Annotated in this window: 24 protein-coding genes, 1 pseudogene and 1 riboswitch; of the genes and pseudogenes, 21 read left to right on the top strand and 4 right to left on the bottom strand. The window is 35.6% G+C overall.

Annotated features, from left to right (window positions below; genetic code table 11):
* Window positions 1–217: 217 nt before the first annotated feature.
* The 4 genes from F984_RS12210 to F984_RS12195 all read left to right on the top strand — a co-directional run bounded on the left by F984_RS12210 (window position 218) and on the right by F984_RS12195 (window position 2,505).
* Window positions 218–535 (top strand): hypothetical protein, encoded by a 318-nt coding sequence (locus F984_RS12210; protein WP_004709714.1) that lies wholly within the window; start codon window positions 218–220, stop codon window positions 533–535.
* 332 nt (window positions 536–867) lie between these two features.
* The gene (locus F984_RS23040; RefSeq protein WP_004709712.1) at window positions 868–1,095 is read left to right on the top strand and encodes a hypothetical protein; all 228 of its coding nucleotides are present in this window, start codon (window positions 868–870) and stop codon (window positions 1,093–1,095) included.
* A 527-nt stretch (window positions 1,096–1,622) separates the two neighbouring features.
* Window positions 1,623–2,081, top strand: coding sequence for a hypothetical protein (locus F984_RS12200; protein WP_004709710.1), 459 nt, complete (start codon window positions 1,623–1,625; stop codon window positions 2,079–2,081).
* 106 nt (window positions 2,082–2,187) lie between these two features.
* Window positions 2,188–2,505 (top strand): hypothetical protein, encoded by a 318-nt coding sequence (locus F984_RS12195; RefSeq protein WP_004709708.1) that lies wholly within the window; start codon window positions 2,188–2,190, stop codon window positions 2,503–2,505.
* A gap of 298 nt (window positions 2,506–2,803) precedes the next feature.
* Here the strand turns inward: F984_RS12195 and F984_RS22945 are convergent, their stop codons facing one another.
* Entirely contained in the window at window positions 2,804–3,037 is a 234-nt protein-coding gene (locus tag F984_RS22945; RefSeq protein WP_031944779.1) for a hypothetical protein, read from the bottom strand.
* Between the two features lie 280 nt (window positions 3,038–3,317).
* Here F984_RS22945 and F984_RS12185 point away from each other — a divergent pair, with 280 nt between their 5' ends.
* The gene (locus tag F984_RS12185; protein WP_004709702.1) at window positions 3,318–3,563 is read left to right on the top strand and encodes a hypothetical protein; all 246 of its coding nucleotides are present in this window, start codon (window positions 3,318–3,320) and stop codon (window positions 3,561–3,563) included.
* A gap of 145 nt (window positions 3,564–3,708) precedes the next feature.
* On the opposite strand, the gene F984_RS22895 is transcribed toward F984_RS12185, so the two are convergent.
* Window positions 3,709–3,882: a hypothetical protein gene (locus F984_RS22895; RefSeq protein ID WP_004709701.1), complete on the bottom strand. Its 174-nt coding sequence runs from the start codon at window positions 3,880–3,882 to the stop codon at window positions 3,709–3,711.
* A 736-nt stretch (window positions 3,883–4,618) separates the two neighbouring features.
* Here F984_RS22895 and F984_RS12180 point away from each other — a divergent pair.
* Together F984_RS12180 and F984_RS12175 are read left to right on the top strand one after the other, a co-directional pair.
* On the top strand, window positions 4,619–4,828 hold the full coding sequence (locus F984_RS12180; protein ID WP_000072124.1) for a cold-shock protein: 210 nt from the start codon (window positions 4,619–4,621) through the stop codon (window positions 4,826–4,828).
* 633 nt (window positions 4,829–5,461) lie between these two features.
* Entirely contained in the window at window positions 5,462–6,838 is a 1,377-nt protein-coding gene (locus tag F984_RS12175; protein WP_004709699.1) for an amidohydrolase, read from the top strand.
* Window positions 6,839–6,898: 60 nt separating this feature from the next.
* Here the strand turns inward: F984_RS12175 and F984_RS12170 are convergent, their stop codons facing one another.
* Window positions 6,899–7,795, bottom strand: coding sequence for a LysR family transcriptional regulator (locus F984_RS12170; RefSeq protein ID WP_004709697.1), 897 nt, complete (start codon window positions 7,793–7,795; stop codon window positions 6,899–6,901).
* A 217-nt stretch (window positions 7,796–8,012) separates the two neighbouring features.
* On the opposite strand from F984_RS12170, the gene F984_RS12165 reads away from it, so the two are divergent.
* The 8 genes and pseudogenes from F984_RS12165 (at window position 8,013) to F984_RS12135 (ending at window position 15,302) form a co-directional block, all read left to right on the top strand.
* Window positions 8,013–9,404: a hypothetical protein gene (locus tag F984_RS12165; protein ID WP_004709695.1), complete on the top strand. Its 1,392-nt coding sequence runs from the start codon at window positions 8,013–8,015 to the stop codon at window positions 9,402–9,404.
* A 31-nt stretch (window positions 9,405–9,435) separates the two neighbouring features.
* The gene (locus tag F984_RS12160; RefSeq protein WP_004709693.1) at window positions 9,436–10,620 is read left to right on the top strand and encodes an OmpP1/FadL family transporter; all 1,185 of its coding nucleotides are present in this window, start codon (window positions 9,436–9,438) and stop codon (window positions 10,618–10,620) included.
* An 87-nt stretch (window positions 10,621–10,707) separates the two neighbouring features.
* On the top strand, window positions 10,708–10,911 hold the full coding sequence (locus F984_RS12155) for a hypothetical protein (RefSeq protein ID WP_004709691.1): 204 nt from the start codon (window positions 10,708–10,710) through the stop codon (window positions 10,909–10,911).
* A gap of 281 nt (window positions 10,912–11,192) precedes the next feature.
* The gene (locus F984_RS12150) at window positions 11,193–11,957 is read left to right on the top strand and encodes an SDR family oxidoreductase (RefSeq protein ID WP_004709689.1); all 765 of its coding nucleotides are present in this window, start codon (window positions 11,193–11,195) and stop codon (window positions 11,955–11,957) included.
* A gap of 6 nt (window positions 11,958–11,963) precedes the next feature.
* A pseudogene (locus F984_RS22815) lies at window positions 11,964–12,053 on the top strand (SDR family NAD(P)-dependent oxidoreductase); the annotation flags it as partial.
* Between the two features lie 46 nt (window positions 12,054–12,099).
* Complete coding sequence (locus tag F984_RS12145; protein WP_004709687.1) at window positions 12,100–13,008, top strand: SDR family NAD(P)-dependent oxidoreductase; 909 nt, start codon at window positions 12,100–12,102, stop codon at window positions 13,006–13,008.
* Window position 13,009: 1 nt separating this feature from the next.
* Complete coding sequence (locus F984_RS12140) at window positions 13,010–13,465, top strand: MaoC family dehydratase (RefSeq protein ID WP_004709686.1); 456 nt, start codon at window positions 13,010–13,012, stop codon at window positions 13,463–13,465.
* A gap of 13 nt (window positions 13,466–13,478) precedes the next feature.
* Window positions 13,479–15,302, top strand: coding sequence for an acyl-CoA dehydrogenase (locus F984_RS12135; RefSeq protein WP_004709685.1), 1,824 nt, complete (start codon window positions 13,479–13,481; stop codon window positions 15,300–15,302).
* A 156-nt stretch (window positions 15,303–15,458) separates the two neighbouring features.
* Here the strand turns inward: F984_RS12135 and F984_RS12130 are convergent, their stop codons facing one another.
* On the bottom strand, window positions 15,459–16,370 hold the full coding sequence (locus tag F984_RS12130; RefSeq protein WP_004709684.1) for a LysR family transcriptional regulator: 912 nt from the start codon (window positions 16,368–16,370) through the stop codon (window positions 15,459–15,461).
* A 102-nt stretch (window positions 16,371–16,472) separates the two neighbouring features.
* On the opposite strand from F984_RS12130, the gene F984_RS12125 reads away from it, so the two are divergent.
* The 6 genes from F984_RS12125 to F984_RS12100 all read left to right on the top strand — a co-directional run bounded on the left by F984_RS12125 (window position 16,473) and on the right by F984_RS12100 (window position 23,028).
* Window positions 16,473–17,666 carry an MFS transporter gene (locus F984_RS12125; protein ID WP_004709683.1) on the top strand — a complete coding sequence of 398 codons (1,194 nt, stop codon included), beginning with the start codon at window positions 16,473–16,475 and terminating at the stop codon, window positions 17,664–17,666.
* Window positions 17,667–17,727: 61 nt separating this feature from the next.
* Window positions 17,728–17,905, top strand: a riboswitch (yybP-ykoY riboswitch).
* On the top strand, window positions 17,886–18,932 hold the full coding sequence (locus F984_RS12120) for a sodium:calcium antiporter (RefSeq protein ID WP_228128008.1): 1,047 nt from the start codon (window positions 17,886–17,888) through the stop codon (window positions 18,930–18,932). (Overlaps the previous riboswitch by 20 nt.)
* Window positions 18,933–19,297: 365 nt before the next feature.
* The gene (locus F984_RS12115; RefSeq protein WP_031944778.1) at window positions 19,298–20,671 is read left to right on the top strand and encodes a putative bifunctional diguanylate cyclase/phosphodiesterase; all 1,374 of its coding nucleotides are present in this window, start codon (window positions 19,298–19,300) and stop codon (window positions 20,669–20,671) included.
* A gap of 276 nt (window positions 20,672–20,947) precedes the next feature.
* Window positions 20,948–21,403, top strand: a complete 456-nt coding sequence (locus F984_RS12110; protein WP_004709680.1) for a hypothetical protein — start codon at window positions 20,948–20,950, stop codon at window positions 21,401–21,403.
* A 179-nt stretch (window positions 21,404–21,582) separates the two neighbouring features.
* Window positions 21,583–21,819: a hypothetical protein gene (locus tag F984_RS12105; protein ID WP_004709679.1), complete on the top strand. Its 237-nt coding sequence runs from the start codon at window positions 21,583–21,585 to the stop codon at window positions 21,817–21,819.
* Between the two features lie 645 nt (window positions 21,820–22,464).
* Window positions 22,465–23,028, top strand: a complete 564-nt coding sequence (locus tag F984_RS12100; protein ID WP_212749794.1) for a TetR/AcrR family transcriptional regulator — start codon at window positions 22,465–22,467, stop codon at window positions 23,026–23,028.
* Window positions 23,029–23,154 lie beyond the last annotated feature (126 nt).

The raw sequence follows: 23,154 nt of genomic DNA, 5'->3' as shown, positions 1-23,154 counted from the left end.
TTATGTAGAAGTTTTTAAATTATATAAATTTTTAAATTAACTTATTAAATTTTAAAAACTTTTTAATAAAAGAAAAACTGGCAAGAGAAAATTACTTAAAAACACAAAGACTTATAAAAAAGGGAAACAAAACTAAAATTTCAACTCATTCATATAAGTTATATATTAATAAACTTAATTTTATATATTTACTTTTTATTGTGGTGGGAAATTTTAAATGAATAAAACTCATATCATTTTAGCAGTCCTTATCGGTTTAATTGTGGGTGGAGTCATTGGCGCGTTTGGATATGCAAAAACCGCTGCTAAATATGATGCTATTTCTACTGCATGTGTAATGATGAATGAAGCTGTTGAGAATAACTTGCTTACCGTTGAGCAAGTGAAGACATTGGGTGAGTTAACTGGAACCAATATGAAGAAAGATTACCCATCAGTAGCTTCTAAATTTGCTTTCTCGCCTGAGAATTTAAAGAATGCTTCAGAAGCCTCGAATTGTAGTCAGTTCATTGTAGGTTTTAATCAATCTAAATAATCCTCAGCTGTTCAATACAGTTTACAAAATCCCGCTTAATAAAATTACAGCGGGATTTTTTTTAAATCTAAATTACTAAGATGAGATCATGAAGTTTCTTTCCTTAACTTTTCTTTTTTTTATTTTGACTGGGTGTGCTGTACATAGTTCTAAATCAAAGCGTGACACAACTGAATGTTTACGTTTTAGGAGTATGATGTCGTCGTTGTTAGAACCTGCTGCGATGTATGCATTACAAGAGGCTTGTATTAACTCGAAAGCAAAGAATGAATAGGTAATACGTCTACTTAAAAATTAGTCCTATTCCTAATATTAACTTGTGAGTAATTTAAATGAGAATGAAGTTTATTGCATACGATCCAGACTCTAGACAAAAACTTAAATTAATTGAACACAGTTACAATGACAGAGTAACAGGTACAAAATTTTATTACAGTGATGAAAGAAATAACTTTGTTTATAACTTATTTGAAAAAGAGTTATTTGAACTTAGTCATTACAACTCAACCATGAGAGTGATGATCGCTAATAAAATTTATTACTTAGTAGGAGAATGTTAGGGAAGAAAATTTAGGAACATGTAAATAAAGATTAGCTTATTGTTAAGTTAACCCAAGAATAAAGCCTAAGATATATTGCAAATACATCTTAGATTTTTGTAAAATTAATAGCAGATATCACGCTGTAAGTTTTGTTTTTATGACCCGTTTCTTTTTTGAAACGGGTTTTTAATTGTTGAAAATCAATAATTTTTAGTTAATATTCTGAGAAATAAATGTAAACTATTTTCAGGCAAACGTTTCTTAAACTAACAGAAAAAATCAAATAATAAGCTTAATAAGGAAGTGGTATTAAAATGAAAAAAAATATTTCAAAATTAGTTGATTTATCCATTTTTTTTGTGGATGAGTTATCAAATCCATAATTTTTTTCGGTATATTTTTGGTGCGGTTTTCAAAAGACTTTAACTTTTTACATTGCTTTGCAATTGGGTTTCTTTTTCTTACATTTTTTTAATCATAATCAATTATATAAAACTTTCAGAAATCAGAACTTAATAATAATTAGTGTAGTAAGGAGTAGGGTAATGCAAAAGTATTTAGCAGTAGCCGAAAAGGTTTATAAGAATATTAAAAAAGATAGCTTGTTCACTGATGACATCATTCAGAATCTGAACTGTTTAATTAGTCAGATCCGTAAAGCAATAAAGGGTACTGAACTTAAACTTAAATTTAACTATATAGATTTTGATGAGCACTTAACTAAACCATTAAGTGAATGCAAAGTTAAGATTGATTTGAGTGTTATGCCGAAATTTGCAAATGAAGGAGAGTATCTCCTTTGGTTGGTTGGATTTATAGAACGCATTACAGAAGGTGGAAAATCGAAATTTCCTCCTATTTCACAACTTATTCCTCCGGAATTCAAAATGGCGAAAGAATCAACTCCTATAATTACCGCTCCTCCAAAAGAGGAACATGCCGATCTAATTATTAGCTATTTCAAATCAGAGGATTTTATTAAAAATCAGAAAAGATATTCATAATTAGAGAAACTTTGGGTACCCACTATTCTCATAATCGGCTGGTTTAATTCAGCTACCGCCCTAAGAGGCGGTTTTTAGTCTCAAATTAAATATTTAAGGTTTAAGAATGGCTAATAAAGCAATAATTGATATTGCAAAAATTTTGGTAGCTAATCACTACCTCATTAATAAAGAAAAATTATTCGATATTGAAAAAATACTACTTCCCCTTATGAAAGGTTGGCTTGAATTTGGTGATAATGGACCAGTCGTAACAGTAGTAGCTGACTATAAAGGCCTGACCTTCAAATCAGAGACAGCGGCTAGAGTTGTCGAGAACAGTTTTTCTTGGCAGGAGGTTCCAACTGGAACTGACCTTGAAGCAGTACTAGAATTTATAGAAAAAATTCTTCGAGATTATTTTTATATAGATGAGAACATCTAATAAAAGTTCTACGTAAAATATGAAAATAAATATCTCAATCTAGAGCTTTTGAATTACAATTTTTTTTACTATTATTAAAGAGGGTGTGGTCCTCTAATATGTTGGAAGTTATTAAAATCAAAATGGCTTGCATATTTCATTAAAACTGTTTCTATAAATAGATGGTCAATAAGAACAATATCGCTAAATTAATATTCCTAAAAGAAATTAGATAAATTTATGAGTGAAGTGTGTCTAACTTGATGTAGCAGACTTTTGTTAAAAGCCCTATTAAATTTAATAGAGCTTTTGATATTACTCATTCAAGTTCAAGTTGATTATCATCTTTAGTAACTCTGATTTTCAACTTTTTATACCTACGTTTGTTAGGGTCAATTGCTGAGTTGATGACTTCTTCTGAAAAGGAAGAACACATCATTAATTTTGCATAAGCTCGATAGCCGATCACAAGCCTTTTTAAGGGATAATCTGTTCTATCAGAATAATATTCGATTCTTGAGTTTAGTTCCTGTAGCAAAGTTTGCTGATACATTGGTTCATTTTCGAGGAATAGTGCCGTCAGCATATAGATATTTATCAAATGAAAGAAGGTTTATTTTTCTTAAATAAATTAAAAGATGATATGTATTACAGCTATATATTAAATATTCTATACTCAAAGCTTTTAAGTAGTTAATTTTTATAAAATATAATATAACCAAAAAAATTATGAAATTCTATTTTTGAAATTTTCACATACACAATTTTTAAGGGGGGGAACTATCTTATCATGTAATATGAAAGACGATATAGAAGATTGAGAGTGTGATTCTATGAATGATCCACAGCTCGAAAGAGATAAAGTTTTAGATCATCTGATTCAAGAAAACGCCAAGAAAGAATTAGAATGTGAATGGTTAAGAAATATTATTATTTCCTTAATTGATGAGGTTGAAGATAGTCGTTTACAGACAAAGTTAATTCGACATATAAATGAAGAACTTATAGCTTTAATAAAAACTCATTTTGATCCGGATTTTAATTTAAAATATTTACCTAAATTTCCCAATAGGTCTTAGACAGAAGTCTCTAAAAATAAGAAGAAATATTTAAATAAGTTTTTATAAATTAGTGTATTAGAATAAAAAATTCTTAAATAATTTTTACTAATAAATATATAAAAAGTCCTACTAAATGTAGGACTTTTTATATATCAATTAAATTTTAATATTTTTGTTCATTATTATCCTTTTTGGGGGCTTCATTATCATTGTTAGATGTTGAGTTTCCTGATTCAGGGGCTGAATTTGGTTGTTTATTTTCGTCCTCATTAGGTTTTTGATTTGAGTCATTTTGATTGTTTGTAGCTTTTTTTGAAAAATCTTTGAAATCAGACATTTTAAGCTTCTTAATAATAGTTAGGAAAACCTATATTAGTCTTTTTATTAAATTACATTACGGTAGTTATAAGAACAATATGTGGATAAATGTTCCTAATTAGGCCTGAATATCGACATGATATTTCATATAAATACCTTACTTGTTGATTTGGATAGGAAAGTATAATTAGGCCAAATACAAGAATTAACAGAATGATTTTTAAATTACTAATTAAATGAAATAAGTAAAAATATTTTTTGAAAATAATATTTTTAAGAAGGGCAATTTAAAAACAGTTAAAAGCTGATAAGGATGAAGTTATTCGGTTGGCGACTGCCTCTGATGGAATGTATTGGGTCTTTACAAATTTCGGGTTCAACTATATACGGAGAATAATAACGATACTGAAGGCTCATTACTTTTCCTGATCGTCAAGAGAAAAACTGCTGACTAGTTCATTTTACCATGGCTGGATAGCGAATCATGTTGTTATAAGAAGACTCTCATTACGAATATACTTATTGTTTTATATAAATAAAATAAATAATTTATATAAATTGCTTGAATAAAAGTTTATTTAGGGTATAGTTAACTTAACTAGAAAAAAGACTTATTAGTAAATCCTCTTTTAGTATCGCAGTTTTATTCATAATCCTCCGTTTTTTAAGATCTTAAGCTCAATTTGTTATATTTTTTCAAAGTTAAATTAGTCATGAATCATGACTTTAAATTATTAAAAATCAAAGGATATATTATGTCTAATACAGCTATTGGTACAGTAAAGTGGTTTAATGAAACTAAAGGTTTTGGTTTTATTCAGCAAGATTCTGGTCCAGATGTGTTTGCCCATTTTAAAGAAATTGCTACTTCTGGCTTTAAAACTTTATATGAAGGTCAACGTGTAACTTTTAACATTACTCAAGGACAGAAAGGCCCTAATGCTGTGAATATCATTCCACAGTAATGAGTTTCTAAAGTGATAGTTTAAGTGTGAAAAAGCCCTCCTATGAGGGCTTTCAATATCTAAAAATTATTTAAAACATAGATCATATTACTTATTTTTTAAAGCTATTTTTTGAAACTAAAAAACTATTCAAACACTTAAAAACCGTAGTCGTTATGGAACATGGCTTACCAAGGAAAGCTATAACCAACTTAGACTGTTAAATATAAATGCTTCTTACAATAATGCCAAACTCTTTTTACATATGATTGAGAGACACCATTCTTCACTTTTTAAGTATTGATGGGGAAAATCAAACAGAGATAGTGCTGTAATATTTTTTCTGTGCAGTTTAAATAGTTAATAGATGAGTTAAAGAGTAAAATGAATTGATGCTCCTTATATACTCTGAATAAATATATTAGAAGAGGTGTGGTAGGTATTCATTGTAGCTCAGCAAACTTCTAAGCTTCTTTTAAATAAGATATTTACAAGAATATATTAAATAATGATTAAGAAACGATAACTCTATTGTAAAATTTAAAGGTATAGTAAAAAACTATTACTTATATAAATTAAAACCATTAGTTTTTTTATCTTAAATCATTTTTAATTAATTTAGGGAATAAATAACATTAGATATGGAAGTAAGAAATGAAGTTTTTTGATAAGGTGAGTATTAAATATATTGTTGGGTACTCTTCACTTATATTAAGTAGTTTTTGTTTTGGACAGCCTTCTATACCAGTTGGTCAACTAAATTCTACGGAAAATAAAGCGATCAGTATTATTAATGGGCAAGCTAATTGGTTAACAAATCTTTATCAAGATATTCATCAGCATCCTGAGCTTGCATTTATGGAGAAAAGAACATCCAGCCTTATTGCAAAAGAACTCAAGTCTTTAGGTTTCGAAGTTAAATCAGGAATTGCTCAAACTGGCGTAGCTGCTATTTTAAGAAATGGAGTTGGCCCAATTGTAATGTATCGTGCTGATATGGATGCTCTTCCAATGGAAGAGAAAACGGGATTACCTTATGCTTCTAAAGTAAAAACTATTCAATCAGATGGAACTGAAACATCAGTTGCACATATGTGTGGTCATGATGCACATGTCACATGGATGCTTGGTATGGCAAAGACGATGGTTGCTTTAAAAAAAGAATGGAGTGGAACTATTATCTTAATTGCTCAGCCTGCAGAGGAGGTACTTGGTGGAGCTAAAGCAATGTTAGCTGATGGATTGTGGGAAAACTATAAATTACCTAAGCCTGATTATTATTTCGCGGTTCATACAGCTCCTATACCTGTTGGATCAGTAGTTAACGCTTCAGGACCATTGATGGCTGGGACAGATCAGGTTAATATCGCTTTCAAAGGTATAGGTGGGCACGGTTCATCCCCTTTTAGAGCTAACAACCCAATTAATATGGCGGCCAATGCCATTACACAATATCAAAGTATTATTACTAATAAAATTGATCCTCAACAGCCTGCTAGCTTATCTGTAGGATCTGTCCAAGCGGGAAATGCAAATAATGTAATACCTTCTAAAGCATTAGTTAAAATGAATATCCGTTGGTTTGACCCTTTAGTAAGGGATAAAATTCTTGATAATATTAATAAAATTAGTCAAGGAGCTGCGCAAATGCAAGGTATATCGGGGGAACAGCTTCCTGATGTACAAATAATAGGATCTAGCACTCCAACAATTAATGATAAAGAACTAACAGAGCGCTTAAATCAACCTCTTAAAGCCCTATTAGGGGCAAATCAGGTTATTACTAAAATTAAACCAGTTATGGGCTCAGAAGATGTGCAAGAATTATTAGGAAAATATCATAGTGATGTTCCATTCGCATTTTTATTTATTGGAGTTGCTGACCCTGAGATCTTCCGTAATGCATTAAAACAAGGGAAAGAAATGCCATATGTTCAACATAGCCCTAATTATATAGTTGATTTAAAAGCATTACCTATCGGTACACAAATCTCTGCTATATCAATGCTTGAGCTTTTATCAAAAAAGTAGTTTAAGATTGAAGATTTTTATAAAAAATTATTCTCTTCTATGGTGAAGAGAATAATTTTTTTATTTAACTTTAAACCAATTTTCAATCATTTCTAAAAGAAATTCTAAATATTTCGAATGCATTGAAATTGTTTTGTATATAGCTACAGCATTCCAGTAAAGTTTCTCATTCTCATAATTATGGCAATATAGCTCTTTATTATCTATATATTTCTTAAAGATATGCAAAGGTCCTGCTGTTATCATTTTTGTATTTTTTACCATGTGTATTAAGAAGTCATAGTCATTTGTAGTAAGTTGTATTTTAATTTTTCTTCTATAAGAAAAGTTTTCATTAAGCCAAATTAAATTATCAAAGCTTAATTTTGGTAAGGCAAAAGGATAGTCAAAATAATCAAATATTTTGGCATCTTTATTTAGAACTAAAGGATGTTCAATACTAGTTATAAATCTTATAGGATCTTTAGATAAGGGGTATATTTCAATATTATCTTCTGCTTGATTAAAAATTGAATGACAAATTCCTATATCATAAATTCCATTTTTAACGCCTTCAAAAATCTTAGCCGCATGATTTGTCTCAATATTAATTTTAACATTTGGATATAGATTATAAAAGATTGGAAGAATATCTTTTAGAAGTTTATGAATAAATACTGAACCTGTCCCAATATTAATCTTCCCAATCTCACCATTTGAAAGTAAGAAGATCTCGTTTTCAAGGTTATTTAAATCTTCCAAGATTTTTGGAGCTTTTTTTAGTATATGTTTAGTATAAATGGTAGGTTTTACTCCTTTGCTATTTCGCTCAAATAAAATTACACCTAAATCATTTTCTAATTTTTTAATACTATTTGTTAAAGAGGGTTGAGAGATATGTAGTATTTCAGCTGCCTGATTAAAAGAACCAGATTCTGTTAATACTGCTAATTGATGTAGATGTCTAGGTTTTAACATAAAATTCCTTTTTTATGTAAGTTGTGTAAATCATCATGATACCTAAAAAATAAAGAATTTATAGCTGTAGCTGAGAAAAAGATATACAAATTAGCTATAAGTGCTATAGCTTAAAACCATTACGTTTTTTCCTTTTTAATCATTAATATATGAATAAAAGTAACTAAGTATAGTCACATTTTCGCTATCCAACTCAAAACCAAAAAAGGATTTTATAATGAAGAGAAAAAGTATTTTCTTAATAATTTCAGGATTTATGGTTTTAGCTCCATCTTTAAGCCATTCTGGAACAGAGGTTTATTCTTCTACAACTATACCCACTAAAGTGACTACTGCTGGTATTCCTGGGCCTAGAACCTGTTTTTGGTCTAAAGGGCCTATTGGGGGAGACCCTTATATTAACATTGCGATCCCTGATACAAATGCATTTTATTGGGCAGCAAGCTTTAGTATGCCAAAGGGAGCTAAGCTTGAATTAGTAGGTGATTTTCCTTATTCAAGATACATGTCTATTCAAAGTTATAATGAAAATGGTGCGCCTCTAGATAATGCTACTGATTATTTAATTCAGCCTGAGAAGGGTTCAATTAATCCATTTATAACAGGAAATAATCGGAACGCTAAAAATAGAAAATACTCTTTGGAAATATTAAACAAACAAAACCCTGAAAAAATAAATTTTGGCAGAATTAATGAAGCAGGAAAAATGCAAGTATTATATGCTCCAGCTTATGGTGAAGGGCAACAAACCTTAGTTTATAGAATATATGTGCCAAATAAAGGTAAAAATATCACTGGAGGTACTAATTTGCCTATTCCTAAACTAACTTTAGCAAATGGTCAGCAATTTATTGGAGAAGAAGCTTGCACGAAATTAAATGCAGGGCAAAAACTTCAAATAAATATGGCTTCAGCAACAGGGATTACTCCAATCGAGTATAGGAATTTAGCGCAACAAGCTGGTAAACCTATTACTTGGCCTGCTCAAAACCCTTCTCAATGGTATATCTTACAAGATAGAAAGAGTATTTCAGGTATATATACTGGAGATTTTGGAGAAAATAGCGACGGTAAAATGGAAGGCTTTTATAATAATATAGATAATCAATATATTCGAACGATTGTAAATCGGAAATTTGGAAAGGTTTATGTAATGCGGGGTAAAGCTCCGATCGCACCAAAAACATTTAATAATGATGCTGTGATGAAATCTGGACAATTACGTTATTGGTCAATTTGTTCAAATCAAAGTTTTGCTAATACTCGTGTAAATGATTGTTTATATGATGAAGAAATACCATTAGATAAAAATGGTAATTATACAGTTGTGATTAGCCGTCCAGAAGACCGGCCAAGAAATGCTATTCCCGAGTGTGGTATTGCTTGGTTACCAATGGCTAAAGATGGTGATGGGGTATTTGATGAAGATGTATCTGCTATTTATCTAAGACATATGCTTGCAGCTAGTGATTTCAACACTACTATTTCGCGAATTAAAAATCAAAAAGAAGTAGCTCAAGTACTTGGGCCTTATTATCCGAAAACAACTTATTTCATGCCGAATCAGGTCGAAGCCTTTATCTCTTGTTCCCCTAAAGATGGACGCTAAAGCGTTCATCTTAAAAAATGGAATTAAAAATATGGAAATTAAAAGTATTGTACAGATATCGGTATTGGCTAGTGCCACATTTCCTTTAATAACATTTGCCGCCGCATTTGATAGAACTGGACAGCCAATAACTGATTTTCTCCAAGATGGAGATTATGCTTCTTTATCTTATAGTTATACTAAAACGTCTATTTCAGGAAAGGATACTGGGCTTAACAATGGGGGGCATCCGAATAATGTTCCTAATATCGCTAATAATATAGATGGCTTCCGGGCTTCATATAAGACTCGAGTTAATAATAAATGGAATATTGGTTTATTATACGATCAGCCTTTTGGGAGTGATACTGAACATACCGGGGATAGTGATTTCGTTAGCAAATACCAAGATGGGCATAGTGAAGGAACAAAAGCATACTTACATAGTCAAAGCATTACAGGATTATTGGGATATAATCTGAATCCTAACTTCCAGCTATATGGAGGAGCTAGCTATCAAGAATTAAAAGGTTCTATAAAGCTAAGAGGGCAAATCTATAAAAACGTAGCTGATTATAATGGGGAAACCCATACTAATGGAGCTTGGGGGTGGGTAACAGGTATTTCATACAAAAAACCAGAATTAGGTTTAAAAACCTCCCTAACTTATCGTTCTGAAATTGAACATAATGCTAATACTATTGAAACATTTAATGCAATTAGTACTAATAGTTTTATAAATAAATCCCTATTTACAACACCACAGTCAGTCAATTTCGATTTTCAAATGGGCTTAAATAAAACTACTTTATTGTTAGCAAATTTAAGATGGGTAGATTGGAGTGCTTTTGAGTACAAGCCCGTTGCATTAGCGAATAAAACTAAGTCAATCAAGAACCCTGAAGGTTTAGCTCTTTTAAATCTGCATAAGGATCAGTTATCGGCCCAGCTAGGTGTAGCAAAGCGAATTCTTCCGAAAGTAGTTTTATCATCTTCCGTAAATTGGGATTCTGGGTTAGGTGAGCCCGCAAATGCTTTAGGACCAGTTGCAGGCGCTTGGGGAGTTGGGTTTGGAATTCAATATGATTTAACTAAACAGTGGGCATTATCTCTAGGAGGCCGTTACACTTGGCTTGGCGATGCACAAGCTGCACGACAAAATGGAGATATTGTTGGAGACTTTTCTGGTAATGATGCTATGACAGTAGGATTAAAACTCTCTTATCAAGCAAAATAGTCTATGTAATTTAAGAATAAAAGTTAGCTATTCTTTGTTTAATGGTTAACTTGTATACAACTATTATTAGTTAAGGTGGTGAAAAAAATGTTTTCTAACCTCTATATTTTTATAAATAGTCAAAAGATTGAAAATACTGAAGTTCAAAAAAGGGAACTGAAGCGAACTCATACTGTATTAAAAAAATTAGGTGTGATGTGTAAATGTAATGATTTTGATGAACTTATAGAGCTATTGCTGGAAAGGAAATTAGCCCTCGGTCAAGATGAAATCAAAAAACTTGAAATATAAGTTAAGGCTCTCTGATCTAACAGCGAAACTTTCATTACTTGCAAGAATATCTGACCACTATATGTTTTCTAGTCATGATGGGTTGCAAGAATTAATTGAAACAAATGGCAAATTACCCTTAGTTACGTCTTCTTAAGTAGATTACGAAGATTTATCAGGGGTGTGTTCAATTATTGTTCCATCGTTCCCGCGGTAAATCGCCGGAATTGCTCGTTCAATATAGGCAAACACGAAAAATTTAAAAACCAATAGTAAAACATCCAACGCATAGGAGTAAAAATATGCCAACCAATTTATTTGATTTAACAGGAAAAATCGCATTAATAACTGGTGCAAGTCGTGGGATTGGTGAAGAAATTGCAAAACTTTTAGCTGAGTATGGCGCACACGTCATTGTCTCGAGTAGAAAACTAGATGATTGCCAAACGGTTGCTGAACAAATTATTCAGGCAGGTGGTAAGGCAGAAGCGTTTGCATGTCATGTGGGTTCAATGGAGGATATTACGGCAATTTTTGATCATATCCGTTCTAAGCATGGGCGTTTGGATATTCTAGTCAATAATGCTGCAGCAAACCCTTACTATGGCCACATTCTCGATACAGACATTGCGGCATATAACAAAACGGTTGAGGTTAATATTCGTGGTTATTTCTTTATGTCGATTGAAGCTGGAAAACTGATGCGAGCTCAAGGCAGTGGTGCGATTGTGAACACTGCTTCTGTGAATGCATTACAACCAGGCGACCGCCAAGCTATTTATTCAATTACCAAAGCAGCTGTGGTGAATATGACGAAAGCGTTTGCCAAAGAATGCGGCCCTTTAGGAATTCGTGTTAATGCCATACTTCCAGGTCTAACAAAAACCAAATTTGCTGGCGCCCTATTTAGCAATGAACATGTATATAACCGATGGGTGCAAGAAATCCCATTACGCCGTCATGCAGAGCCATGTGAAATGGCTGGAACGGTTTTATATCTTGTTTCTGATGCAGCAAGTTATACCAACGGCGAATGTATTGTAGTTGATGGCGGCTTAACCATTTAAGGACGAGTTGCAAAGATGCTGATGATGTGTGCTAGAGAAAATTCATATCTCACAGGTCAAGCCATTGCAATTGATGGTGGTATTACGGCGGATTAAATACTGCTAAAGAAAGGAACATTAGAAAATTTAATTAGGGAAAACTATGACAATCAATTTAACCAACCGTATTGCAATTGTTACAGGTGCCGGTGCAGGCTTAGGACGCGAGCATGCGCTATTGCTGGCTCGTTTAGGCGCAAAAGTTGTAGTCAATGATTTAGGTGGTGATGTACATGGTAATGGCGGATCAACTTCAGCTGCACAGAAAGTGGTCGATGAAATTATTGCAGCCGGCGGTGAGGCGATCGCCAATGGTGCTTCGGTCACCGATGCGGAGCAAGTCCAGCGTATGGTCGATGACACTATGGCTCGTTGGGGACGCATTGATATTTTAGTCAATAATGCGGGCATTTTGCGTGATAAAACCTTTAGCAAAATGACATTGGAAGATTTTCGACTAGTGATCGATGTACATTTGATGGGTGCCGTGAACTGCACTAAAGCAGTTTGGGAAATCATGCGCGAGCAGAAATATGGTCGTATTGTCATGACCACATCATCATCGGGTTTATACGGAAACTTTGGTCAGTCTAACTATAGTGCTGCAAAAATGGCTTTAGTAGGATTAATGCAAACATTAGGCTTAGAAGGTGAAAAATATAACATTCGAGTCAATTGTATTGCTCCAACAGCAGCAACCCGAATGCTGGAAGGCTTGTTACCAGAAACCTCACTCAAAGCACTTGCACCAAGTGCAGTTAGTCCAGCGATTGCTGTATTAGTCAGCGAAGAAGCCCCTAATAAAATGATTATTTGTGCAGGGGCTGGAAGTTTTGAAGCTGCACATATTACCTTGACCCAAGGCATTCATTTAGGAACTGGCGATGAGGTGGCGCATAACTTAGTCCAGCATTTAAGTGAGCTTAGTGATCGTACCAATGAAATCGTTCCTACGATGGGCGCAGCGCAAGGCAATTTAGAGTTGCAAAAAGCGGGTTTAAGCGGGGACTAACATGAGCATAGTGACGATTGAGCAACTGTTTGACTTGCAAGATAAAGAACTGGGTGTCTCTGATTGGTTGACCATCGACCAAGCCATGATTAATGCTTTTGCGGATGTTACGCGAGATTGGCAATTCATCCATATTGATACCGAAAAAGCTAAACAAACTCCATTTGGTGGCACGATTGCTCATGGTTTTTTGACTTTATCTTTACTATCGGCCATGGCGGCCGAAGTATTGCCCTCTGTAGAGGGACAAACCTCATCGGTAAACTATGGCATGAATAATTTACGCTTTCTAAGTCCTGTGCCGAGCGGACATCGTGTACGGGGAAGATTTACCTTAAAACAAATCATAGAAAAAAGAGCGGGAAGCTATCAGTTGACCTTAGGTGTAACAGTTGAAATTGAAAACCACCCCAAACCAGCGCTCGTTGCCGAATGGTTAACGCTGATGAATTTTTAATTAGGAGAACCGTGTGAATAATGAAATGATTCTTTCTCGACAGGATATCGATTTCTTACTGTTTGATTGGCTTAACATTGAAGCACTCAATCAGCGTCCTCGTTTTGCAGGGCAAGAGCGTAGTGATTATGCGGCAGTATTGAATGTATATGAAGACTTGGCAACTGATCTTTTTGCACCCCACAATAAAAAAAATGATAGCCATGAACCTAGCTTTGATGGTGAGCGTGTAACTGTGAATCCAGAGGTAAGTGTCGCCTTAAAAGCCTTTGCAGATGCAGGTTTGATGAGCACAGCTTTTTCTACCGAATGGAACGGAATGAGTTTACCCAATACCATTGAACGGGCAGGTATGGCTTACCTGATGGGTGCAAATCCGGGTACGGCAGGCTACGCTTTTTTAACGATTGGTAATGCAAACTTATTGATGGCCCATGCAGACCCTAAAAAAGTAAAGCCATATATTGATGCCATGATTGCAGGTGACTGCTTTGGTACGATGTGCTTATCTGAACCACAGGCCGGATCTAGTTTGGGAGATATTCGGACACGTGCAGTGCCAACAGCCGACGGACGTTACCGTTTATTTGGCAATAAAATGTGGATTTCAGGTGGTGAGCACGATATTTCAGGCAATATTGTGCATTTGGTTCTGGCCAAAATTCCAGATGAACACGGGAAATTACCTGCCGGCGTACAAGGCATTTCGCTATTTACCGTACCTCGAAAATTAGTTGATGAGCAGGGGAATATAGGTGAGCGCAATGATGTCGCTTTGGCCGGAATCAACCATAAAATGGGCTACCGTGGTACCGTCAACTGTGTATTAAATTTTGGTGAAGGTCGTTATACACCAGAAGGAGAAGCAGGCGCTATTGGTGAGCTGGTGGGCGAAGCTGGCAAAGGGCTTTCTTATATGTTCCATATGATGAATGAGGCCCGAATTTCAGTTGGTCTGGGCGCAGCCGCCTTGGGATATACAGGTTATTTGCATGCACTGGACTATGCAAGAAACCGTTTACAAGGTCGCTCTCATAGTGAACGTGATCCGAGTTCTCCACAAATTCCAATTATCCAACACGCAGATGTGCGCCGTATGCTCTTGGCACAAAAATCATATGCCTCTGGAGCACTTGCACTTTGTTTGTATGCTGCAAAATTAACAGATGATATTCACTCTCTTGAAGATAGCGAGCAACAGAAAAAGGCACAACTACTCCTCGATTTACTTACACCTGTAGTAAAAAGCTGGTCATCAGAATGGGGACTCGTGGCCAATGATTTAGCCATTCAAGTGCATGGAGGATATGGTTATACCCGTGAATACAATGTAGAGCAGTTCTATCGGGACAACCGACTCAATCCAATTCATGAAGGTACATTTGGCATTCAGGCGATGGATTTACTCGGACGCAAAACACGGATCAACGATGGTCTAGCGATGCACGTTTTGAACGAAAAAATCACAGGAACAATTGCTCAAGCTCAGTCAATAGCAGCATTACAGCGCCATGCCAATACTCTTGCTCAGACATGGCAACGGGTTCAGGAGGTAACGGCAGCATTACATGCCATTAAGGATATGGATATGCAATTGGCAAACGCTGCCAATTATTTAGAAGCATTTGGACATTTGGTGGTTGGTTGGTTATGGCTGGATCAGGCAATAACCCTTCATGAAAATCTAGCCACTTCATCAGCAACAGATTTTTTAAATGGCAAGTTAGCTGCCTGTGATTATTTTTTTGGTTGGGAAATGCCTAAAATTTACAGTTGGCTCGCTGTTCTTGATCCAATTGAAACTACGCCATTAAATATGCCGGAAGCTTGGTTTTAATCACCAAAATTAATCTCATTTATACTTCATTACGCTGACCATAAGCGTAATGAAGTTATGATTTTTAATAACTTTGGTATAACAGTATTAGATAAACAAACTCAAAGCCATATAGTGAAATATATTGGTTTGGACTTGTTTGTGGAAAGCCCAATTTTATAAAGAAATATGACTCAATTTTTGATGTATGAAGTCAATGAGCGCTCTTGTTTTAGCGGGTAAGTAACGACGATTTGAATACAGTGCGAATAACTGCAAAGGGGCTGCCTTTTGTTCAAACTCAATCTCGACTAGCCGTCCGTCGCTAATGTAGGGTTGGCAAGTTTGTTTCGATAGAATTGCAAAACCGATACCTGCTACAGCAGCTTGTCCTGCCATCTCTCCGCTGTTTACTCGATAATGTCCTTTAACCTTAATGGTCTCGAATTCTCCCTTTTTATTGACAAATTGCCAAGGAGCGCCTTTGAGTGCACTGACTGTTGTAATACAGGGCAACTCTTCAAATTGCTCGATACGAGTAGGGGTGCCATAACGCTGAATGAGAGAAGGGGCTGCAACAATCGTGCAAGGGATAGTCACCAGATGACGAGCGATGTAGTCACTGTTATCCATCTGACCGCGGCTAATAATAATCGCTAAATCCAAATCATCTCGCAGAGATTCAAAACCCGACAAATTTGTGACACAGCTGATTTCTAAGTCTGGATACTGACAGGCGAATTCTGCAATCACAGAACCTAGCAGTGCAGGGCCTATTTCGTTGGGAATACAGATCCGTAAAGGACCTTTAAGCTGCATTTGCCGCAACGTTAACTCTGTCTCCGTTTGCTCAAGTGCTTCGAGTAATGGCTTTGCTCTGGTATAGAGTAGCTGCCCTGCCTGAGTGAGTTTCATATGTCGAGTACTACGCTCAATGAGCTGAAGATCGAGTTTTTCTTCTAACTGAGAAATGCAGCGACTCACGTTTGATGTTGGCATTTCAAGCAGTTTCGATGCACCCACAAAACTTTCTTTTTCAACCACAGCAATAAATACTTTCAGGGTATTAAAATCTAGAGCCGGACGCATCAATTGTCCCATATTTGATAATAATAAAAGCCATTTCTACCATATAATCAATACTATTGATAGCAGTTAAACTCGGACATCTTTTATCTATAGGTTACTGCGATGTCCCTAGCCACACAGACGTTTAATTATAAAGTCCTCATGCGGATAGCCACTGTAATTGCTTTCGTCCAGTTCATGAATGCACTGGAATATATGGTGTTCAATCCTATTTTTGTTTTTATGGCGACAGATTTCGCAGTGCCAGTATCATTCTCAGGTTATGTTTCAGGGATGTATACGCTTGGCGCCGTTCTTTCGGGAATTATTGCTTTTTACTGGATTGATCATTTCAATAAAAAGCGGTTTTTGATTATTAATATGGCGCTACTAGGTCTACTCACATTTTTGACTACCTGCACATCCAGTTTTAGTCTGCTACTTGTACTTCGATTTTGTGCAGGGTTGGTCGGCGGTACCACAATGGGAGTGGGTATAAGTATATTAATAAACAACGCACCGCCTAATTTACGAGGGAAAATGTTAGCGACGGTGATTGCATCATTTTCAATAGTAAGTATTGTCGGAATGCCTACCATATTATTTCTATGCACTCACTATGGTTGGCATGTGGCTTTGTGGCTCATAAGTGCATTGTGTGTGTTGGCATTGCCATTAATTGTATCCATTATACCCAAAGACCAAGTCTATTTAGATACGCCTCGTGCGCTGCCTCTGGATATGAACACATTATTGTTCGCCTCTGCTAATGCACTCGTACAGTTTAGTCCTATGCTCGTCATTCCTATTTTGGCACCCTTAATGATTCAGCAGTTGGGTGCTTCACAAAATCTATTGCCTTGGCTTTTTTTCAGTGGAGGTGTTATAGGTTACCTATCTACAAAAATTACAGGAGTATTAACTTCTCATTTTTCTGCTTTAGTGCTGGGTACAGGTTCAACCATTGTTTTTATACTGAGTTTGCTAATACCAATGCTAGGCTATCAGCATGCAGCGTTATTTATTAGTTTATTTCTCGGTGCATCTTACAGCCGTTTGGTGTCATCTTCAGTACTTACGATTCAGTTTCCTAACGACCAACAACGAGCTGGATTTTCTTCATTACAGACATCCATCATGTATTTAATGACAACCGTTGCATTTTTCTTATCTGCTTTTTTATTGCCTGAACAGGGTATGACGCCACAAAGTGTAAATACGTTACTAGCGATATGTGCAATTTCAGCAGCAGGGTTCCCAGTTCTTGTGATTGTTCTGCAAAAGAAACTGGCTAAACGTTTTCATGTCTTTTTATAAGCTCTTGTGATTTTGTCTGACTATCTTTGTAGAGTTACGTTTAAATCACTGGTAAACTTCACCCATTGTCATTGGGGAGTAGCCATTCCTAGTACCCAGCTAGGAAGACCACGTCAACAAACTTGAGATGAGTATCTCATGGCGTGTTCAGCCACTGTATATACAGTATGAGCTAGGCGAGACCTTTGGCCGCAACGTGCTTTGCTAGTCGGGCGAGGCGTGTTGACGCGCCAATGGTTTCTTATTCGCCCGGCTGGAACTATTCCTATGCTCCTCACTTTTATCTTATTCTTTGTGTCCGCCGCAGCGATTTATCTCGCCTGTGAATATTTCGTCAATGGTATCGAATGGTTCGGTAAGCGCCTTAATCTAGGTGCAACTGCAGTAGGTTCCGTACTCGCAGCTTTCGGTACAGCCTTACCTGAAAGTGCAGTCACTTTCATGGCGGTCGTATTTGGCAATACCCCAGAGCAAAAAGATCTTGGTGTTGGAGCTGCAATGGGTGGCCCATTGGTTCTAGCGACTTTAGGTTATGCCGTAGTCGGTCTGGTATTAATTCTTCATCGTAAAAAGTTGGCTCGAACTTCACATAAAGTACAAGTTGATTACGCCCGTTTAAGCCGAGACCAAGTTTCTTTTCTTGCCATCTTTGTTTTAAAAGTAGCACTTGGTTTAGTCGCATTTGCCATTAAGCCGTGGTTAGGCGTGCTATTTTTAGCAGCTTATGCAGCTTATGTTTGGCGTGAGATTAAGGAAGCTGACACATCTGCCGATGAAGAAGAACTTGAACCTCTCAAGTTTCGTCCAAATACAGCCGAACCATCCCTAGGGTGGGCTGGTCTGCAAGTACTGCTGGCTTTAGTCGTGATTAGTATCGCTTCACATACTTTCGTTGCTCAGCTTGAAGCGATTGGTACAGCATTAAGTTGGCCACCGCATCTGGTTGCTTTGTTGCTTAGTCCGGTTGCGACCGAATTACCCGAAATTATGAATGCGTTGATTTGGGTGCGCCAAGGTAAAGAGCGTTTGGCTTTAGCAAATATTTCTGGTGCCATGATGATTCAGGCCACCATACCAAGTGCACTAGGTATTTTCTTTACGCCGTGGCGCTTTGATACATTGCTATTAGCATCTGGCATTATTACTGCACTAGCCATTGTGTTCCTGTGGAATTTATTCCGCCGTGGTGCAGTCGATGATCGATCATTGGTTGCAGTCAGTGCACTGTACGGTGTTTTTGCAATTCTTGTTGTGATTTATCTCTAATACACATTCATGAGCTGGACGGTTTTGCAGCCGATCCAGCTATTTTTATGCCTATATGGCAGGTCGGCTTATGCGCTCACGGTGGGTGATAAAGATGACAATACAGAAAATTCTTTAGAATTCGCCTAATTTTTCACGAGTTAGGGACTGTACCTAAGTCGCAGAGGCATGTATCGTTAGATCATGATACTTTAAAATTATAAGGTGTTTAAAAAGCAGTATCGTTCAAGTGACCTAATAGGCTTTACTACTACGATAGAATAATACCTAATATCAAAATAATGATTACAAATAATAAAGGACGAAAATATTACGCTTTATTGGTAAACATTGAAATGGAGTATCAATGACCAAGTTGGGGGTCTTTGAAGAAATATTTTACGGTTGATTTATTTATGATAGCTTCGTCTTACTTTAAAAAACGCAAAAAAAATTACCGTACTGTAAAGGACCAACAGCTTACAATTGCAGCTAAAGCCAATATCTTCATTTGTATTATTTTTTGTTTGTTTTGGACTATTTATTTTGCATTTGCAAACCTATGGCTCATTGTTTACATAGATATCACTTTCACATTAATTTCCATATTTAGTCTTTTTCTCATTTATATAAACCGGATTTCAGCGGGCATACTTTTATCGCAAATGGTTTTACTGGTTTTTCCGGTCATCTTTTGCTTATTTTTTGATATCGCTACACCTCATCGCCCTCAAGTCGCTCACTTGTTTTTACCAGCCGGAGCAATATTGGGGTATTTAAATTACCGCAGAGACCCAAGCTTTTTACAAATTCTTTTAATTTTATTGTCGATTGGATGCTTTATATTTTTTAGCGCGACCTCTTTTACTCTCAATAGTGCAGCACCTTTACCTGAAGATATTCGTAATCATGGCGGATGGATTGCAACTGGTGTTGCTACGCTGATGATTTGTATTTCAATTTATACCATGCAATTAGAGATACAAATCGAAAATAGCATGGTACATGACTTACGTTCGGCACTTGCTAAAGAACAGTTTGAACTTTTTTATCAACCGCAAATCAATTCATCTGAAACGTTAATAGGTGCTGAAGCCTTGTTAAGATGGCACCATCCAACTTTAGGATATATACCTACTCAAGACTTTATTCCGGCAGCACAAACGTTTGGGTTAATGCCAGAGATAGGGGAATGGGTATTAGTTGAAGCCTGTAAAGTTTTGCAAGACTGGAGCAAAAAAGAAGAAACTAAAGATCTTACACTTTCAATTAATATTAGTGCCGATCATTTTATGCAGCCACTTTTTGAGCAAACCGTGATAGGTATGGTTCAAAAATATGACATAAATCCATCTCGGCTCATTTTAGAAATTACTGAAAATATTGCCTTAAATAATTGTGCAAGCATGATCGAAAAAATGAATTTTTTGTCTAGACATGGCATTCAGCTTTCACTTGATGATTTTGGTACAGGGTATTCATCTTTAAGCTATTTACAAAAAATGCCTATGAGTCAAATCAAGATTGATCGAAGTTTTGTACAAGCTGCTTTGGATGATAAGCGTAGCAATAAACTGGTCACGGGTATTATTAAAATCGGTTTAGACTTAAACCTTCGTGTGCTTGTAGAAGGAATAGAAACGATTGAACAATTTAACGCTTTTAAAAGTAATGGCTGTACTGAATTTCAAGGCTATTTATGGGGTTGTCCAATGCCTTTAAATGACTTTATTAAACAGTTGCCATATTTTCATAAGTAGTTGAAAAATTAATTAATAGAAAGTATAGAAGATAAAGGTATATTATTTTATTAATGATAAAAATCACGCAATCCAATGTTATATGAGCTTTTTTTATATTACAAAATTAAAAAAAGCTTAAAGCAAAACAAAAAATGGTCATTTATTAACTAAATTTTAACAAATAATTAACAATAGTTACTTGTTGTTACATAAGATTACAAGTTGAAATATAACTTGAAGCATACTTACTTTGAAAGACACCTAACACCGCTTCAAAGATAAGGAAAAACCTTAATGCCACAATACTTAGCTATTGCAGAAAGTGTGTATAGGAAAGTTAAAGACGTTGAGCTTTTTTCAGATGACACTATTGAAAATCTTAATAATTTAATGATTTTTATACGTAAAGAGATCACGGGGAGTGTATTCAAATTAAAGTATAACTACATTGATTTCGAAGAAGCTTTAACAAAACCGTTAAGTGAATGTAAAGTAAAAATAGATGTTAGCCTTATTCCACACCATAGTATGGAAGACGAATATATTTTATGGCTAGCTGGATTTGTTGAAAAAATTACGGAGGGTGGGCCCAAACCGCCACCACCAATTAAGAAATATATTCCTGAATTTATTAGTCTCGAATCAGAACTAGATTTTTTAACTGTTCCAAAGGAAAAGGTTTTAAATCAAGGTGAAGAAATTACCGACTATTTTAATTCACAAGCATTTATGAAAACTTTGAAGAAGTAATGGTTGAGTGTACTTATAAAAAACCGTCTAATCGCGGTTTTTTTATTGGGTTAAAAACGAATAAGTAAGCCTATTTTTGCTTAGTCAACTTTACACTCCAGTACAGATCATCTATTGATACGAGTTATACATTTATGTATTACTTTAAATTCCAGTACTACAATAAAAAGGAATTTATTATGAAGTACATTAAGTATATTTTCGCCGCATTAGTCATCGCGCTTTCTGCTCCAACCTTTGCAAAAGGCCATGCTTACCACGGCTCACATCATGGTTATGGACATGCTTATCACGGCAGTCATTATGGTAAAGCTTATGCTTATCGTGGTAATCATCATGGTAAGGGCTACTATCATAATAAAGCCCATGGCGATCACGGGTCTGATATGCATAGCCACGGACGTGGTCATATGTAATTCAACTCACTACAAAAAATCCCGCAATAGGCTGCGGGATTTTTTATGGCTTGATCTCACCACTTTATAAACCCTAATTTAACAATAATTCACTCATTATTTATCCTTACTTTTTAATGCGTTATTTTAAAGCAAATGTCATTTTGTGTGCTTGACGGCAGGAGTCTCGGATAATATCCTTTCTGAACTGGCCTACATTGCCAGGTGGTTTTGACAGACCACTTAGGACCGCATCAGATTTATTCCTTTCTGAGGGATAGTTCTATGTGTACTTCTCGTTCCCTCCCGTAGCGGTAGGACGGGAGAGGGACACATTCGTGTGTGCTGGAGTCCTACCAGTCTGTCAACCCTTTCTCGTTCTGCCACCATAATTTTAATGTCTGGCAGAACTCCCAATAAAAAGGAGTTGGCTTTGCACATCCATTATTTCTTGGCAGCCCATGCCAAAAGCTTTAACGACACAGCTTAAAAATTAAAGCAGCTTGAACGCCCTCAGGTTTTCAGGCCGTAAGTCATTTTTATTTAAAACTTAGCAACAAAAGAACTTGAGATGTGCCAAGCACAGTCTTTATGGCTTTGCTGTGCCTTTTTTCTCCCAAAAAAGTATCTCGTTTAGAAACAACAAAAATTTATAACGGTAAAACTATGCCAAATTATTTAGAAATCTCTTCCAAAAAATTACATATTATTCGAACGGCTATTGGTCTATTTACCACTTATGGCTTTCACACAGCAGGTGTAGATCTGATTGCCAAACAGTGCGAAGTACCCAAGGCGACGCTATATAACTATTTTCGTTCAAAAGAAGGGCTGATTGAAATGTGTATTGCCTTTCAGAAAAGCCTGCTTAAAGAAGAGGTGCTCGCCATTATCTATTCAAGCCATTACCGCACACCCATTGATAAGCTCAAAGAAATCGTGGTCTTACATGTTAACTCTAACAGCCTGTACCACTTATTACTTAAGGCTTTTTTTGAAATTAAAGTGGTTTACCCGCAGGCTTACCGTATGGCAGTTGAGTATAGAAAATGGCTGACCCGTGAAATTTTTGAACTGATTTTTAGCTTAGAAATGAGTGTATTAAAACCCGATGCCGACATGGTTTTAAACTTAATAGATGGCTTAATGTTTGAGTTTTTAAGTACAGATAGTGTAGAGAGCAGGGATATGGCGATGGACTGCTTTTTTAAACCTATTTGTTTGAAGTAAACGAGTTATTTAAATAAAGGGGAATATGGTTTGCTTGATTGTTATCAGATGAGCAGACCATAGACGCCGTGAGATGAGGTGTGTTATTTTATTTACGCTAATCGTAAATCGATTACGTATATCGTA

Origin of the sequence: Acinetobacter nosocomialis NIPH 2119 (genome assembly GCF_000368085.1) — a bacterium.
In the GTDB taxonomy this organism is placed as follows: Bacteria; Pseudomonadota; Gammaproteobacteria; order Pseudomonadales; family Moraxellaceae; genus Acinetobacter; species Acinetobacter nosocomialis.
Note: the sequence above shows the minus strand (reverse complement) of the source record. Positions and strands in the feature narration are given on the sequence as shown.